This is a genomic window from Acinetobacter sp. 826659, assembly GCF_000588515.1.
Classification (GTDB): domain Bacteria; phylum Pseudomonadota; class Gammaproteobacteria; order Pseudomonadales; family Moraxellaceae; genus Acinetobacter; species Acinetobacter pittii.
In genome coordinates this window covers 432,476-448,638 of record NZ_JFYD01000003.1, presented here as the reverse complement: position 1 = coordinate 448,638, position 16,163 = coordinate 432,476, and the positions used below count along the sequence as shown (strand labels likewise).

Genomic DNA, 16,163 nt, shown 5'->3' with positions numbered 1-16,163 from the left:
TTACTGATTGATTAATCGAAATAATTTTCATTGATTGATTGGTTTAAATTACTCGAAGTTTATTTGAGCGAAATTTAAGTCAGTAATTGATGAGCCAGAATTGGTACCTTGTCTTTAAATAAGGTACAAAATGATTTTAACTGAAGAGTTTGATCATGGCTCAGATTGAACGCTGGCGGCAGGCTTAACACATGCAAGTCGAGCGGAGAGAGGTAGCTTGCTACTGATCTTAGCGGCGGACGGGTGAGTAATGCTTAGGAATCTGCCTATTAGTGGGGGACAACATTTCGAAAGGAATGCTAATACCGCATACGTCCTACGGGAGAAAGCAGGGGATCTTCGGACCTTGCGCTAATAGATGAGCCTAAGTCGGATTAGCTAGTTGGTGGGGTAAAGGCCTACCAAGGCGACGATCTGTAGCGGGTCTGAGAGGATGATCCGCCACACTGGGACTGAGACACGGCCCAGACTCCTACGGGAGGCAGCAGTGGGGAATATTGGACAATGGGCGCAAGCCTGATCCAGCCATGCCGCGTGTGTGAAGAAGGCCTTATGGTTGTAAAGCACTTTAAGCGAGGAGGAGGCTACTTTAGTTAATACCTAGAGATAGTGGACGTTACTCGCAGAATAAGCACCGGCTAACTCTGTGCCAGCAGCCGCGGTAATACAGAGGGTGCAAGCGTTAATCGGATTTACTGGGCGTAAAGCGCGCGTAGGCGGCTAATTAAGTCAAATGTGAAATCCCCGAGCTTAACTTGGGAATTGCATTCGATACTGGTTAGCTAGAGTGTGGGAGAGGATGGTAGAATTCCAGGTGTAGCGGTGAAATGCGTAGAGATCTGGAGGAATACCGATGGCGAAGGCAGCCATCTGGCCTAACACTGACGCTGAGGTGCGAAAGCATGGGGAGCAAACAGGATTAGATACCCTGGTAGTCCATGCCGTAAACGATGTCTACTAGCCGTTGGGGCCTTTGAGGCTTTAGTGGCGCAGCTAACGCGATAAGTAGACCGCCTGGGGAGTACGGTCGCAAGACTAAAACTCAAATGAATTGACGGGGGCCCGCACAAGCGGTGGAGCATGTGGTTTAATTCGATGCAACGCGAAGAACCTTACCTGGCCTTGACATAGTAAGAACTTTCCAGAGATGGATTGGTGCCTTCGGGAACTTACATACAGGTGCTGCATGGCTGTCGTCAGCTCGTGTCGTGAGATGTTGGGTTAAGTCCCGCAACGAGCGCAACCCTTTTCCTTATTTGCCAGCGAGTAATGTCGGGAACTTTAAGGATACTGCCAGTGACAAACTGGAGGAAGGCGGGGACGACGTCAAGTCATCATGGCCCTTACGGCCAGGGCTACACACGTGCTACAATGGTCGGTACAAAGGGTTGCTACCTAGCGATAGGATGCTAATCTCAAAAAGCCGATCGTAGTCCGGATTGGAGTCTGCAACTCGACTCCATGAAGTCGGAATCGCTAGTAATCGCGGATCAGAATGCCGCGGTGAATACGTTCCCGGGCCTTGTACACACCGCCCGTCACACCATGGGAGTTTGTTGCACCAGAAGTAGCTAGCCTAACTGCAAAGAGGGCGGTTACCACGGTGTGGCCGATGACTGGGGTGAAGTCGTAACAAGGTAGCCGTAGGGGAACCTGCGGCTGGATCACCTCCTTAACGAAAGATTGACGATTGGTAAGAATCCACAACAAGTTGTTCTTCATAGATGTATCTGAGGGTCTGTAGCTCAGTTGGTTAGAGCACACGCTTGATAAGCGTGGGGTCACAAGTTCAAGTCTTGTCAGACCCACCATGACTTTGACTGGTTGAAGTTATAGATAAAAGATACATGACTGATGATGTAAGCTGGGGACTTAGCTTAGTTGGTAGAGCGCCTGCTTTGCACGCAGGAGGTCAGGAGTTCGACTCTCCTAGTCTCCACCAGAACTTAAGAGAAGTTCGGATTACAGAAATTAGTAAATAGAGATTTCGGTCTTGGTTTATTAACTTCTGTGATTTAAGTATCACGGTATTAAGCATGACCTGACGAAGGCGTGTTTATTCATTAACAGATTGGCAAAATTGAGTCTGAAATAAATTGTTCACTCAAGAGTTTAGATTAAGCAATTAATCTAGATGAATTGAGAACTAGCAAATTAACTGAATCAAGCGTTTTGGTATATGAATTTAGATTGAAGCTGTACAGTGTTTAAGTACACAGACAACAGATAGTAGCGATGAAGAATCGCACGGACAACACTCACTTGTAGGTGTTGACGACTGTTTGGGGTTGTATAGTCAAGTAATTAAGTGCATGTGGTGGATGCCTTGGCAGTCAGAGGCGATGAAAGACGTGATAGCCTGCGAAAAGCTCCGGGGAGGCGGCAAATATCCTTTGATCCGGAGATTTCTGAATGGGGGAACCCACCTACTTTAAGGTAGGTATTGCAACATGAATACATAGTGTTGCAAGGCGAACGAGGGGAAGTGAAACATCTCAGTACCCTTAGGAAAAGAAATCAATTGAGATTCCCTCAGTAGCGGCGAGCGAACGGGGATCAGCCCATTAAGTTATGTGTGTTTTAGTGGAACGCTCTGGGAAGTGCGAACGTAGAGGGTGATATTCCCGTACACGAAAGGGCACACATAATGATGACGAGTAGGGCGAGGCACGTGAAACCTTGTCTGAATATGGGGGGACCATCCTCCAAGGCTAAATACTCCTGACTGACCGATAGTGAACCAGTACCGTGAGGGAAAGGCGAAAAGAACCCCTGTGAGGGGAGTGAAATAGATCCTGAAACCGCATGCATACAAGCAGTGGGAGCACCTTCGTGGTGTGACTGCGTACCTTTTGTATAATGGGTCAGCGACTTATATTCAGTAGCAAGGTTAACCGTATAGGGGAGCCGTAGGGAAACCGAGTCTTAATAGGGCGTTTAGTTGCTGGGTATAGACCCGAAACCAGGCGATCTATCCATGAGCAGGTTGAAGGTTGGGTAACACTAACTGGAGGACCGAACCCACTGTCGTTGAAAAGCCAGGGGATGACTTGTGGATAGGGGTGAAAGGCTAATCAAGCCTGGTGATAGCTGGTTCTCCCCGAAAGCTATTTAGGTAGCGCCTCGGACGAATACCATAGGGGGTAGAGCACTGTTTCGGCTAGGGGGTCATCCCGACTTACCAAACCGATGCAAACTCCGAATACCTATGAGTACTATCCGGGAGACAGACTGCGGGTGCTAACGTCCGTAGTCAAGAGGAAAACAATCCAGACCGCCAGCTAAGGCCCCAAAATCATAGTTAAGTGGGAAACGATGTGGGAAGGCATAGACAGCTAGGAGGTTGGCTTAGAAGCAGCCACCCTTTAAAGAAAGCGTAATAGCTCACTAGTCGAGTCGGCCTGCGCGGAAGATGTAACGGGGCTAAAACTATGTGCCGAAGCTGCGGATTTGACATTAGTCAAGTGGTAGGGGAGCGTTCTGTAAGCCGATGAAGGTGTATTGAGAAGTATGCTGGAGGTATCAGAAGTGCGAATGCTGACGTGAGTAACGACAAAACGGGTGAAAAACCCGTTCGCCGAAAGACCAAGGGTTCCAGTCCAACGTTAATCGGGGCTGGGTGAGTCGACCCCTAAGGCGAGGCCGAAAGGCGTAGTCGATGGGAAATTGGTTAATATTCCAATACTTCTGTGTAATGCGATGAGAGGACGGAGAAGGTTAAGTCAGCCTGGCGTTGGTTGTCCAGGTGGAAGGATGTAGGTATGTATCTTAGGCAAATCCGGGGTACTCTATACTGAGATCCGATAGCAAGCTGTACTTGTACAGCGAAGTGGCTGATACCATGCTTCCAGGAAAAGTCTCTAAGCTTCAGTTACACAGGAATCGTACCCGAAACCGACACAGGTGGTCAGGTCGAGTAGACCAAGGCGCTTGAGAGAACTCTGCTGAAGGAACTAGGCAAAATGGTACCGTAACTTCGGGAGAAGGTACGCTGTTGTTGGTGATGGAACTTGCTTCCTGAGCTGACGACAGCCGCAGAAACCAGGCCGCTGCAACTGTTTATTAAAAACATAGCACTCTGCAAACACGAAAGTGGACGTATAGGGTGTGATGCCTGCCCGGTGCTGGAAGGTTAATTGATGGGGTTAGCGTAAGCGAAGCTCTTGATCGAAGCCCCAGTAAACGGCGGCCGTAACTATAACGGTCCTAAGGTAGCGAAATTCCTTGTCGGGTAAGTTCCGACCTGCACGAATGGCATAATGATGGCGGCGCTGTCTCCAGCAGAGGCTCAGTGAAATCGAAATCGCTGTGAAGATGCAGTGTACCCGCGGCTAGACGGAAAGACCCCGTGAACCTTTACTGCAGCTTGACACTGAACTTTGACCTTACTTGTGTAGGATAGGTGGGAGGCTTTGAAGTTGGAACGCTAGTTCCAATGGAGCCGTCCTTGAAATACCACCCTGGTAATGTTGAGGTTCTAACTCTGTCCCGTTATCCGGGACGAGGACCGTGTCTGGTGGGTAGTTTGACTGGGGCGGTCTCCTCCTAAAGAGTAACGGAGGAGTACGAAGGTGCGCTCAGCGTGGTCGGAAATCACGCGTAGAGTATAAAGGCAAAAGCGCGCTTAACTGCGAGACCCACAAGTCGAGCAGGTACGAAAGTAGGTCTTAGTGATCCGGTGGTTCTGTATGGAAGGGCCATCGCTCAACGGATAAAAGGTACTCTGGGGATAACAGGCTGATACCGCCCAAGAGTTCATATCGACGGCGGTGTTTGGCACCTCGATGTCGGCTCATCTCATCCTGGGGCTGAAGCAGGTCCCAAGGGTATGGCTGTTCGCCATTTAAAGAGGTACGCGAGCTGGGTTTAGAACGTCGTGAGACAGTTCGGTCCCTATCTACCGTGGGCGCTGGAAATTTGAGAGGATCTGCTCCTAGTACGAGAGGACCAGAGTGGACGAACCTCTGGTGTACCGGTTGTGACGCCAGTCGCATCGCCGGGTAGCTATGTTCGGAAGGGATAACCGCTGAAAGCATCTAAGCGGGAAGCCTACCTCAAGATAAGATTTCCCTAGGAATTTATTCCTCTAAAGAGCCGTTCGAGACTAGGACGTTGATAGGTTGGATGTGGAAGCATAGTGATATGTGAAGCTGACCAATACTAATTGCTCGTGAGGCTTGACTATACAACACCCAAGCAGTTGTATATGAAGCATCAATCGATTCATAAATATGCAAAGCAACTTGATTTAGTTAAACACTTAGCTAAAATGAACAACGAAAATCAGACCAATCAGCCCATCTGTAAAGATTTGGAAAACGCAACGTATCACACAGTGAATAAAACGAAGCAAGTATCCATAAACAGTTGTGCTGGCGACCATAGCAAGAGTGAACCACCTGATCCCTTCCCGAACTCAGAAGTGAAACCTCTTAGCGCTGATGGTAGTGTGGGGTTACCCATGTGAGAGTAAGTCATCGCCAGCTCATTATTCTAAACACCCCCGTTCCAATGAATGGGGGTGTTTTTTTATGCCTAAAATATATTTGGGGGAATAAATATAAAAATACTCAGGAAGAGTTGTGCTATAAATAATAAGAAAATTAATCTTTTAAGTATGCATAATAAGGAAAGAGCATCTATGATAATTTATGGTGATGTCGGTTCGGGTAACTGTTATAAGATAAAACTATTACTTTCCTTATTAAATATTAACCATAAATGGATCCACGTTGATATTTTAAACAAAGAAACTCAAACAGCTGATTTTTTGTCGTTAAATCCTAATGGAAAAATACCTGTATTAGTCCTAGAAGATGGTCGAGTTTTAAGCGAATCGAATGCTATTTTAGGTTACTTGGCTGAAGGAACAAAATTTATTCCTACAGATCCTTTTATTAAAGCAAAAATGTACCAATGGATGTTCTTTGAGCAGTATAGCCATGAGCCCTTTATTGCAGTTGCTCGTTTTATTAATAAATATTTAGGGTTACCACCAGAAAGAATAGAGGAATACCATAATTTACAGCCAAAAGGCCATAAAGCACTATCTATTATGGATAAAGCTTTAGTAGATCACGACTATCTTGTTGGAGATCAATTAACTATTGCTGACATTGCCTTGTATGCATACACGCATGTCGCGGAGGAAGGTGGTTTTGATTTGAAACTATATCCAAATATTCAAGCGTGGTGCCAAAGGATTCGAGAATATTTAGGTTATGTAGATATGATTTAAATAAAAAAGAACTCATATAGAGTTCTTTTTTATTTCTGAAATTCTGATTTAGAAATGTGCTTCTAGACCTACATATGGGCCTTTAAACTCAAATTTAAGGTCATTGTTATCGTAGTCATCTAAGTCGATATTAAGTACGCGATAGCCTGCTGTTAGGCCAAGATCAATGAGTAGGTTATCTGCAAATTTATACTTCACTTCTGCCAGTGCATCTGTAATTCGTGCATCATCAAAGTTTGTATAAGTTGCTTCACCTTTAGCACTTAAGCCTGTAAACGGAAGTTTTACTTCACCTGACAAATAAGCAATAGGATATGTTTTATCAATATCCACGCGCTTACCTGTATACGCAGTAATATCACCATTTAATACAGTTGCACCAAGACCAGCATCTACACTTACGATATTATCTAGTAACTCGTAGTAGAGGATAAAATCGCTATGATCTAAATCAACTTTATAGTTGGCTTGACCTAAAGTTTCTGATTTGGTTTCGGTATCTAAGTTTACATAACGAATTTTTGCATTTGGAATAAATGGAATTGGGTGTTCTACTGCCAATGAGATTTGAGCACTACCTTTTTGATCTAAATCTTGATCTTCAGGTGATTGAGAAGACATATTCACTTTACCGTCATAGAACCAGTAACCTACGTCTCCTTTTACTCCTACGAAGTCTGCTTGAGCAAAGCCACTTAAGCCCATCCCGAGCGTTAATAAAGATATTTTTAATATTTTCATTTTTACATCCACATAAAAGAAATCTTTGAGCGCATGATATAGACATCTTGCTACAGATGCATTGATAAAAAATAAGGATCTGAGGTGTGTGATATGAGTAAATTTTTAAACCTTAAAAAAGTTTATTTAATTCAAATAATTAATATTTTCTTCCTCACTTAAATGAATTTAATCTTTTAGAAAATTTAGTATAAATTTTGTCAATCGTATCGGACTTATTAAATTTTAATTGATAACTAGGGAGTTAAAAATAAATTAGTGGATAAGTTGAGTAATTAAATAAATATTTTCAGAGATGGCAATAAAATTACATTTAATAATAATTTTGATCTACAAGTAGTAGAACGTAAATATTAGCTGAAAAATAACCAATTGTGAAAAAAACTCAGAAAATTCGTAAAATTTCTGACGGAAATTACAGTAAAAAGAAATAAAAACAGGTATTGTTCAGCTATATAGGGGCAAAAAATGGACAAAAATCTTTAAGGAAGAATTTTCTATTTTTGCTTGTTTGTTAAGGGAATAAAAATACTCAAAAGGTGCATTTTATTTTCTACAAACACAAAAGTATTTTTTGGTTCTTTTTTTGCATGCGGAATAACAATCAACAATAGCAGTAAAAATAAGTAATCTTTTAACATTAGGTGTTCTATGACAGATTCTCGTGAAAACTGGACGTCACGATCTGGTTTTATTATTGCAGCCGTTGGTTCGGCTGTAGGCTTAGGTAATATCTGGCGCTTTCCATACGTTGCTTATGAAAATGGTGGTGGTGCGTTTCTTATTCCCTATCTATTGGCACTCATTACTGCTGGTTTACCGTTGCTATTTTTAGATTATGCGGTAGGACATCGTAGTACTGGTTCACCTCCTAAAGCGTATCGTGCCCTATTTAAAGGCGGGGAAACATTAGGTTGGTGGCAAGTTTGTGTCTGTATCATCATTGGTTTGTACTATGCAAGTGTACTCACGTGGGCTGGTAGTTATGTTTACTTCTCTATTGGCCAAATGTGGGGAAGTGATCCAGAAGGTTTCTTCTTTAATACCTATTTGCAGACCACAAAAGCAACCGGTTTTGATTTACAGTTTGTAGGTCATTTATTCTGGCCGATTGTTGGGATTTGGGCACTTACTCTAATCATTCTTTATGGTGGTGTGAAAAAAGGTGTGGAATTATCGAATAAGATTTTCATGCCTTTATTATTTATTCTCTTCACTATTTTAGTGATTCAATCATTACGTTTACCAGGCGCGGTTCAAGGCTTAAATGCTTTCTTTACGCCGAATTGGTCAGCAATGATGGATTATAAAGTTTGGTTAGCAGCTTATGGCCATACTTTCTTCTCCCTCTCTGTCGGCTTCGGGATCATGGTGACTTATGCATCTTATTTGAAACCAAAAACGAATTTAACAGGTTCTGGTTTAATCGTTGGTTTTGCAAATGCATCAACAGAGATTTTGGCTGGTATTGGTATCTTCGCAGCGCTTGGTTTTATGGCACATGCGGCAGGTACTGAAGTTAAAGATGTTGTGAGTGGCGGGATTGGGTTAGCATTTATTGCATTCCCTAAAATTATCTCAAGTTTAGGTACAGGTGCCGATTTATTTGGTTTCTTATTCTTCTCTTCACTTTTCGTCGCAGGTATTTCTTCGATGGTGAGTATTTTGGAAGTACCTATTGCAGCAATGCAAGATAAATTGAAATGGGGTCGTAAAAAAGCTGTAACCATTATTGGTGGTGGTAGTGCGCTTGTATCGATTATTTTATTCTCAAGTGTAAACGCAATTAAGCTGGTTGATATTGTTGACCACTTTATCAATAACATCGGTATTATTGGCGGTGCTTTACTTTCTATTATTACCGTGGCTTGGTTTAAACGTTCTGCTCTAATGGAACTTCGTGATCATGTAAATCGCATCTCAACTATTCAATTAGGTAAGGGATGGGATTTCACTTTAACAGTCATTACATCATTAATCTTGTTAACTACACTCAGTATGACTGTATTTAATTTGATCAAAAATGGCTATGATACTTATAGTATGAGCTTACAAGGTGTATTCGGCTGGGGCAGTGTGATTTTCTGTGCAGTCGTTGCAATTGTTTTAAGCAAAATGAAAGATCGCTAGGAGGATAGAATAATGAATACTTCAGCAATCGTAATGATGGTAATTTCGATGGTGTTTTTATGGGGTGGCTTAGCTTTGTCCATTATCCATTTATCGAAACATCCTGAAGAGTTAGATGATGTTTTAGAAGAAGTAAAAGATCAGCACACACTTTAATGCTGATCAAGTAAAAAAGCAGGCTTTAAGCCTGCTTTTTTTTATACAATTTTTTGGATTTTACAATAATAAAATCCATCACCAGACTGCGCTTGTGGCAGTAATTGGCGACCATGAGTTTGCTCGATTCCCCAATCAGCTTCAATCTTGATCTCTTTTGCATTTGGATTTTCAGCAAAAAATTTCATCATCTGCTGTTCATTTTCAGCCTTTAAAATTGAACAGGTGATGTAAAGCAATGTGCCGCCAACTTTGAGCTGTTGCCACATGTGGTCCAAGATCTGCTTTTGTAGTTCAATGGTTTGAGCTATATCGGTAGATTGGCGCAATAGGCGTATGTCAGGATGACGACGAATAACCCCTGTAGCAGAGCAAGGTGCATCGAGCACGATACAATCTACTGGCTGTGCAGGAGTCCATTGAGTTGCATCGGCTGCCAAAATCTCTGTATGACTTTGATCAAGTGCTAAGCGATTTAAGTTCTCAGTTACACGTACCAAACGGCTTGGGTCCTGATCAATCGCAATGAGCTGAGCAGGTTTAAATTTTTCAAGTAAATGAGCAGTTTTACCGCCTGGGGCAGCACACGCATCAACTACTATTTTATCGTTCAAATCTGACAATAATGTTGCGCAAAGCTGAGCGTGTTCATCTTGTACAGAAAACCAGCCTTGTTCAAAACCAGGTAGTTGAGTAATTTGTACAGATTGTTCAAGAACAATACCTGCTTCAGACAAAGTACATGCACGTGCCTGAATTTCTAAACTCTGTAATTTTACTAAATAAGCATCGCGGCCAATATGACGCTGGTTCACCCTTAACGTTAAAGGCGCGACTTGCTTCAAAGATTGGCAGAGAGATTCCGTTTGTTCACCCCAATCCTTTTTTAAGCGTTTGAAAAGCCAACTTGGTAAGCCATGTGCTTGTTGTAAACCTTGCTGAAAGTCATCAGTTTCACGAGTAGCTCTGCGCAAAATAGCATTCACAATACCGCTGAGTGCAGGGAATCCAAGTTGTTTGGTCGCATCTACTGTTTCTGAAATAGCGGCATGCGCTGCAATACGCGTGCCTAAAACTTGATAAAGACCAACATAAAGACAGGTTTCTACTGTCTCATTATTTAAAGGCTTGCTGAGTAGCGGTAGACTAATTGATTTAAGTGCAAACCATTGGCGCAATGTACCTAAAACAAGTTCGTGAAACAAAGCGCGATCGCGCTCTGCTACCTGATTGAGCTGTGTATTTAAAATACTAGCGAGTGATTGGCCTTGCTGAACTTTTAATAATGTCTGGACGACTTGAGCACGCAGGTTAAAACGTGAGGAATTTGAGGTAACCTGACTCATGGCAAAATTTGTCCTACATGAAGTTTTTGAGTTTGTGCAATTTGTTGAGCGTTTAATGCTTTACCACCCGGCCACTGCACGCTAGTCAGACAAATAAATGTATTTTCACCGCAAGCAACATGCACACCTTGTTTATCGATTGCAATAATTTCACCAGCTTGAGCATTCGCTTTGCTTTGGCTAGAAATTAGAGAGTTCCAGACACGCAGAGCATTATTTTCATCAAGCTGAACAAAAGCGACTGGCCAAGGGTTGAATGCACGTATATTTCGGTCAACTTGAATAGCATCAATTACCCAATCAATACGAGCTTCTGATTTTACGAGCTTATGAGCATAGACCGTTAAGCTTTCGTCTTGAACTTCGCGTTCTGCCAAATATTTTTGTAGTGTTTCTTCTGACTCGAGTACGTCACAAATTGCTGTTGCACCTTGAGCTGCGAGTTTGTCATGTAAAGTCGCTGATGTATCTTCGGCTGTGATTGGACAGTAGGTTTTATACATCATATCCCCTGTATCTAAACCGGCAGCCATCTGCATGATTGTGATTCCGGTTTCTTCATCACCTGTTGCAATCGCACGCTGAATTGGTGCTGCACCGCGCCAACGAGGTAATAGTGAGCCGTGAATATTTAAACAGCCATATTTCGGTGTATCGAGCACAGTTTGTGGAAGAATTAAACCATAGGCTGCAACCACCATCACATCAGCACCTAAAGCTGCCAGTTCTTGTTGAGCTGCTAAACCTTCTTCCGTTGAAGCTTTGAAGTGAAGGGGTTGATAAACAGGAATATTATGCTCAAGTGCAAGTTGTTTTACGGGAGATGGCGTTAGTTTTTGTCCACGACCCGATTTACGATCTGGCTGAGTATAAACCGCGATAATTTCATGGGAAGTTTTTAATAAAGCCGCCAATGCTGTTGCAGCAAATTCGGGGGTGCCAGCAAAAATAATTTTCACAAATGCAATCCAAAAAGAGTTTAGGCGTAGTATACGTGAAAAACGATTGAAGCCCTAAAATCATGGCGATTGAGCATTTTAGTTTTTAAATAGTGAACAAAAAATTATTGAAAAACTTTTATTGATAAAAAAAGGTTATGAAAAAATAAAAAATTATTCATGTAAGTTTTGCTAAATATTGACTGTCTATTACTGTTCTTGGCTTTCCGAATATTATTTGCTTCTATAGAATGGAGAATGATCAAATTATGATGATGAGTCAATATTCCGACTGATCTAACGCTATATCAGTATCATTCGCCAGAGCGGGAAAAATTCCGCTCAAGCACAACTTGTTGGAAACACTAATGCCTGACTATCGTTCAAAAACATCGACACACGGAAGAAATATGGCTGGCGCACGTGGCTTATGGCGTGCAACAGGAATGAAAGATGAGGATTTCGGCAAACCGATTATTGCGGTGGTCAACTCATTTACCCAATTTGTGCCGGGCCATGTACATCTTAAAGATCTAGGTCAGCTTGTCGCAGCAGAAATTCAGGCAGCAGGTGGTGTTGCTAAAGAGTTCAATACGATCGCAGTAGATGACGGGATCGCAATGGGGCATGACGGCATGCTTTATTCATTACCATCACGTGATTTGATTGCTGACTCAGTTGAATATATGGTAAATGCACACTGTGCTGATGCCATGGTGTGTATTTCAAACTGTGACAAGATTACTCCGGGAATGCTCATGGCTGCGATGCGTCTGAATATTCCTGTTGTTTTCGTGTCTGGCGGACCAATGGAAGCTGGTAAGGTTAAGTTCCGCGGTAATGAAAAAGCGATTGACCTTGTTGATGCAATGGTTGTTGCGGCTGATGAAAGTTATACAGACGAAGAAGTTGAAGAATTTGAACGTTCGGCATGTCCAACATGTGGTTCATGTTCAGGTATGTTCACTGCAAACTCGATGAACTGTTTAACCGAGGCTTTAGGTCTATCTTTACCGGGTAATGGTTCGATTGTTGCGACACATGCAAACCGTAAGAAACTATTCTTAAAAGCAGGCCAACTTATTGTTGAATTGGCTAAGCGCTATTACGAACAAGAAGATGCAAGCATTTTACCTCGTTCGATTGCAACAAAGGCTGCATTTAAAAATGCGATGACCCTTGATATTGCAATGGGTGGTTCAACCAATACGGTTCTGCATTTATTGGCTGCGGCAAGTGAAGCAGAAGTTGATTTTACAATGGACGATATTGACGAATTATCACGTCGAGTTCCTGTATTGTCTAAAGTAGCGCCTGCAAAACAAGACGTTCATATGGAAGATGTACACCGTGCGGGTGGCATTATGGCGATCTTAGGTGAGCTTGATCGTGCGAAGTTGCTTGATGTATCTGTACCGACTGTACACGAGAAAACTTTAAAAGATGCGTTGGATAAGTGGGATATTATTCGTACTGAAGATGCAGACGTTTATGAATTCTATCGTTCATCACCAGGTGGTGTTCCAACTCAAGTTGCATTCTCGCAAAATCGCTATTATTCAACATTAGATGGCGACCGTGAAAAAGGCGTTATCCGTAATGCAGAACATGCTTTCTCTAAAGATGGTGGTTTAGCAGTTCTATACGGCAACATCGCGCTTGATGGTTGTATCGTGAAAACTGCAGGTGTTGATGAATCAATCTTGAAATTTACGGGCACAGCGCGTGTATTTGAGAGCCAAGATGCAGCTGTAGATGCAATTTTAGGTCATGACATTAAAGCTGGCGATGTGGTTGTGATTCGTTACGAAGGTCCACGTGGTGGTCCGGGTATGCAAGAAATGCTTTACCCAACTAGCTACCTTAAATCGAAAGGTTTAGGAAAAGACTGTGCATTGGTAACAGATGGTCGTTTCTCTGGTGGTTCATCAGGTCTTTCAATTGGTCACGTTTCACCAGAAGCGGCTGAAGGCGGTGCGATTGGTTTGGTTGAAGATGGTGATACTATTGAAATCGATATTCCAAACCGTACGATTCACTTAAACGTTGATGATGCGACTATGGCACATCGTCGTACAGTACAGGAAGCGAAAGGCTGGCATCCGAAAGAAGAACGTAAACGTAAAGTATCAAAAGCGTTAAAAGTTTATGCAATGCATACAACAAGTGCAGCGAAAGGAGCTGTACGCGTTCTATAAAATATTCAATTTTAATAATTGATTAGGAATCATGCACCCTTTAACACGATGAATTGCTATCATGTTAAGGGTGCATTTTTCATGTCTGGTAAATAAAATCAGCTTGTAGAAAAAGGTGTTTTTAGATCATTCTATGGGTTTGCCATAAAATGGTGATAAAATCTTCACCTACGTAGGAACTTGCTAAAAACATGACTTATTTTCTGCGTAAACTAAGGTAGTTATATTTCAATCTCGACTACTGTTTTACCTTGCACTATGATCAAAACAATCTTTGATCTCGCTTAGGATTTATTTTTTAGAGGCACAACTCATGTCACTGCTACGCCGTTGGTTTGACCCTATTCGATCGAGCTGGTTTTACCAAAAGCCTTCTCGTCAAGCGGTGTTACCCACGGAAAATGGTTTAAGTATTTATTTACGACTTGATGATGTGTATAGCTATTTGGCTGTTCAGCAATTGTCTCAGCTAGATGAAATTTTAAGTGATGAACTTAAGCCTTTAAAAATTATTATTTCGCATACGGCTTCTGAACCCCCAAACAGTATGTCGCATGAAGAGTGGCAAAATTATTGTTTAAATGATGCCAAGATATTAGCCAAACAACATCGTTTCGGTTTCGATGAATTTCCAGAAATCCCAAGCCCAGAATCTTTAAAACAAGCGGCAGTCATATTAAAAAGAACCCCATTACAAGGTCAGAATTTCTTCCATTTATTAGAAGATATTTTTCACATGCTTTGGCAACAACAATATGGAAAGTTGCGTACTTTACATGCCATGGCAGTTAAACATCAGCTTCCTCAACATTTTTCAGAACGTATTTTTACGGATGAGCCTGTACCTGCAGCTTACTTTGAATTTGGTGGACGTAAATATCACGCAGTAGATGATTTATTACGTTTGACTCGTCGTTTGAAGCAGCAAAAGCTACTGACTGGTAATCCGATTTTTTTAATTAATCATATCGAATGGCGTGAACATTTGATTAACGATGCTGAAGCGCTTACCGAGATTCAAACACTTCATCCTGAGCTTGATGTCTATATTGCTTTAGAAGACCCAATGAGTTGGTTGTTACTTGCCTATATCAAGGAAGAGCTGGCTGATTATTATGATATTCAACTAAAAGTTTACCCTTTAAGTTATCAAGGTCGAGACTGGTTTGACTGGAGTTTGGCGACACGTGTTTCTAAACGAACAGGTGTGGCCTTTACGCCATTTTGTCGTCCTACCGAGGAAAGTACACTGGAAATGGCAAAGCTTTTCTATAGTGTGCAAGAAAATCAGCAAATCGATACGATTTTTACGATATTGCAGGCAGTTTGGACGAAAGGAAAAGATTTATCTTTCTTAAAACATTTTCAACAGTTACAGCAGCAACTTGGGATTGAGCAGCTAACCGACCAAGATGTGCAATCTGTTTTGGTGCAAAATGATGCACTTTGCAAAGACAAGCATCAGCCTGATTTACCGGTTTTAGAGCTGCGTATTGATGGTCAGACCTACGTATTTAATAGCTTGTATCGTGTGTGGATGATCGAAAGTATTTTTAGCAATGTATTAGAAGAAAAATATAAAACAGCCTCAACTTTTAATTGAGGCCTACTCCTAAAAACAAGAATAGGGCAGTACCTGTTTTTTCCGTAGCATATCCTTTAAGGAATCGGAGATAAACAGTGACTTTTTTAGCAATTATTATAGTGGTCTTTGCTTTCGCTGGCATGATTAAAGGCATGATCGGTTTAGGATTGCCCGCGGTATCGATGGGCTTACTCACCATCGCAATGAGCCCTTTTCAGGCAGCATCTCTTCTGATAGTTCCTTCAATGGTCACCAACGTCTGGCAGCTTTTTGCTGAAGGACATGTCTGGGCGTTTATTCGCCGTTTCTGGACGTTGCTTGTCGGCATTATAGTAGGTTCAATATGGAGCTTTTTACCTACTTTAAGTCAAAGTCATGGGCATAGTAGTGAAATTTTATTAGGCTGTATGTTGGCCTTATATGGACTCTATGGTTTGTGCGTGAAGAAACTTCCACACTTAGGAAAGTATGAACGTTGGCTATCACCAATTATTGGATATATCGGCGGGGCAGTGACTGTAGCAACAGGTGTCATTATTATTCCAATCGTTCCTTATTTGCAGTCTTTACATTTAAAGCGGGATGAGTTGGTTCAGGCTTTAGGACTAACGTTTACTGTCTCTACCATTTGTCTTGCAGTCTTTTTACACCACAACCCTATGTCGGGGATGACATTGGATTATCGTTTATCTTTTGCTGCATTGTTGGCGGCGCTCGTTGGAATGTGGTTAGGTAAAAAAATCCGTTATCGGTTAAATGAGCAGTTATTTCGCCGTATCTTTTTTATAGGTTTGGTGTCATTAGGTCTTTATATGATTTTGCATTAAGCTA

The 16,163-nt window shown here is 42.0% G+C and carries 9 protein-coding genes, 2 tRNA genes and 3 rRNA genes; 11 read left to right on the top strand and 3 right to left on the bottom strand.

The window, feature by feature from the left end:
• Positions 1-137: 137 nt before the first annotated feature.
• From J663_RS09100 to J663_RS09075, 6 genes are all read left to right on the top strand, one after another.
• Positions 138-1,675 (top strand): 16S ribosomal RNA (locus J663_RS09100).
• Positions 1,676-1,734: 59 nt separating this feature from the next.
• Positions 1,735-1,811 (top strand) — tRNA-Ile (locus tag J663_RS09095).
• 55 nt (positions 1,812-1,866) lie between these two features.
• Positions 1,867-1,942 (top strand) — tRNA-Ala (locus tag J663_RS09090).
• Between the two features lie 352 nt (positions 1,943-2,294).
• A 23S ribosomal RNA gene (locus tag J663_RS09085) occupies positions 2,295-5,185 on the top strand.
• 186 nt (positions 5,186-5,371) lie between these two features.
• Positions 5,372-5,486: ribosomal RNA gene (rrf, locus tag J663_RS09080) — 5S ribosomal RNA — on the top strand.
• Together the 16S, 23S and 5S rRNA genes with 2 tRNA genes alongside form the textbook arrangement of a ribosomal RNA operon.
• Positions 5,487-5,641: 155 nt before the next feature.
• Positions 5,642-6,238: a glutathione S-transferase family protein gene (locus tag J663_RS09075; protein ID WP_033849228.1), complete on the top strand. Its 597-nt coding sequence runs from the start codon at positions 5,642-5,644 to the stop codon at positions 6,236-6,238.
• Between the two features lie 48 nt (positions 6,239-6,286).
• Here the strand turns inward: J663_RS09075 and J663_RS09070 are convergent, their stop codons facing one another.
• Entirely contained in the window at positions 6,287-6,991 is a 705-nt protein-coding gene (locus tag J663_RS09070; protein WP_014208017.1) for a TIGR04219 family outer membrane beta-barrel protein, read from the bottom strand.
• A gap of 639 nt (positions 6,992-7,630) precedes the next feature.
• Here J663_RS09070 and J663_RS09065 point away from each other — a divergent pair.
• Both J663_RS09065 and J663_RS09060 read left to right on the top strand, forming a co-directional pair.
• Positions 7,631-9,109 (top strand): sodium-dependent transporter, encoded by a 1,479-nt coding sequence (locus J663_RS09065; protein ID WP_017481897.1) that lies wholly within the window; start codon positions 7,631-7,633, stop codon positions 9,107-9,109.
• A gap of 12 nt (positions 9,110-9,121) precedes the next feature.
• Complete coding sequence (locus tag J663_RS09060; protein ID WP_002119126.1) at positions 9,122-9,265, top strand: methionine/alanine import family NSS transporter small subunit; 144 nt, start codon at positions 9,122-9,124, stop codon at positions 9,263-9,265.
• A 41-nt stretch (positions 9,266-9,306) separates the two neighbouring features.
• Here J663_RS09060 and rsmB read toward each other — a convergent pair whose 3' ends face one another.
• Complete coding sequence (rsmB, locus tag J663_RS09055; RefSeq protein WP_033849226.1) at positions 9,307-10,611, bottom strand: 16S rRNA (cytosine(967)-C(5))-methyltransferase RsmB; 1,305 nt, start codon at positions 10,609-10,611, stop codon at positions 9,307-9,309.
• Positions 10,608-11,570 carry a methionyl-tRNA formyltransferase gene (gene fmt / locus J663_RS09050; RefSeq protein ID WP_033849224.1) on the bottom strand — a complete coding sequence of 321 codons (963 nt, stop codon included), beginning with the start codon at positions 11,568-11,570 and terminating at the stop codon, positions 10,608-10,610. Before fmt ends, rsmB begins: the two co-directional genes overlap by 4 nt.
• Before the next feature lie 347 nt (positions 11,571-11,917).
• Here fmt and ilvD point away from each other — a divergent pair, with 347 nt between their 5' ends.
• The 3 genes from ilvD (at position 11,918) to J663_RS09035 (ending at position 16,159) form a co-directional block, all read left to right on the top strand.
• Positions 11,918-13,747 carry a dihydroxy-acid dehydratase gene (gene ilvD / locus J663_RS09045; RefSeq protein ID WP_013196516.1) on the top strand — a complete coding sequence of 610 codons (1,830 nt, stop codon included), beginning with the start codon at positions 11,918-11,920 and terminating at the stop codon, positions 13,745-13,747.
• A 313-nt stretch (positions 13,748-14,060) separates the two neighbouring features.
• On the top strand, positions 14,061-15,350 hold the full coding sequence (locus J663_RS09040) for a hypothetical protein (protein ID WP_033849221.1): 1,290 nt from the start codon (positions 14,061-14,063) through the stop codon (positions 15,348-15,350).
• 77 nt (positions 15,351-15,427) lie between these two features.
• Positions 15,428-16,159 carry a sulfite exporter TauE/SafE family protein gene (locus tag J663_RS09035; protein WP_005804320.1) on the top strand — a complete coding sequence of 244 codons (732 nt, stop codon included), beginning with the start codon at positions 15,428-15,430 and terminating at the stop codon, positions 16,157-16,159.
• Positions 16,160-16,163 lie beyond the last annotated feature (4 nt).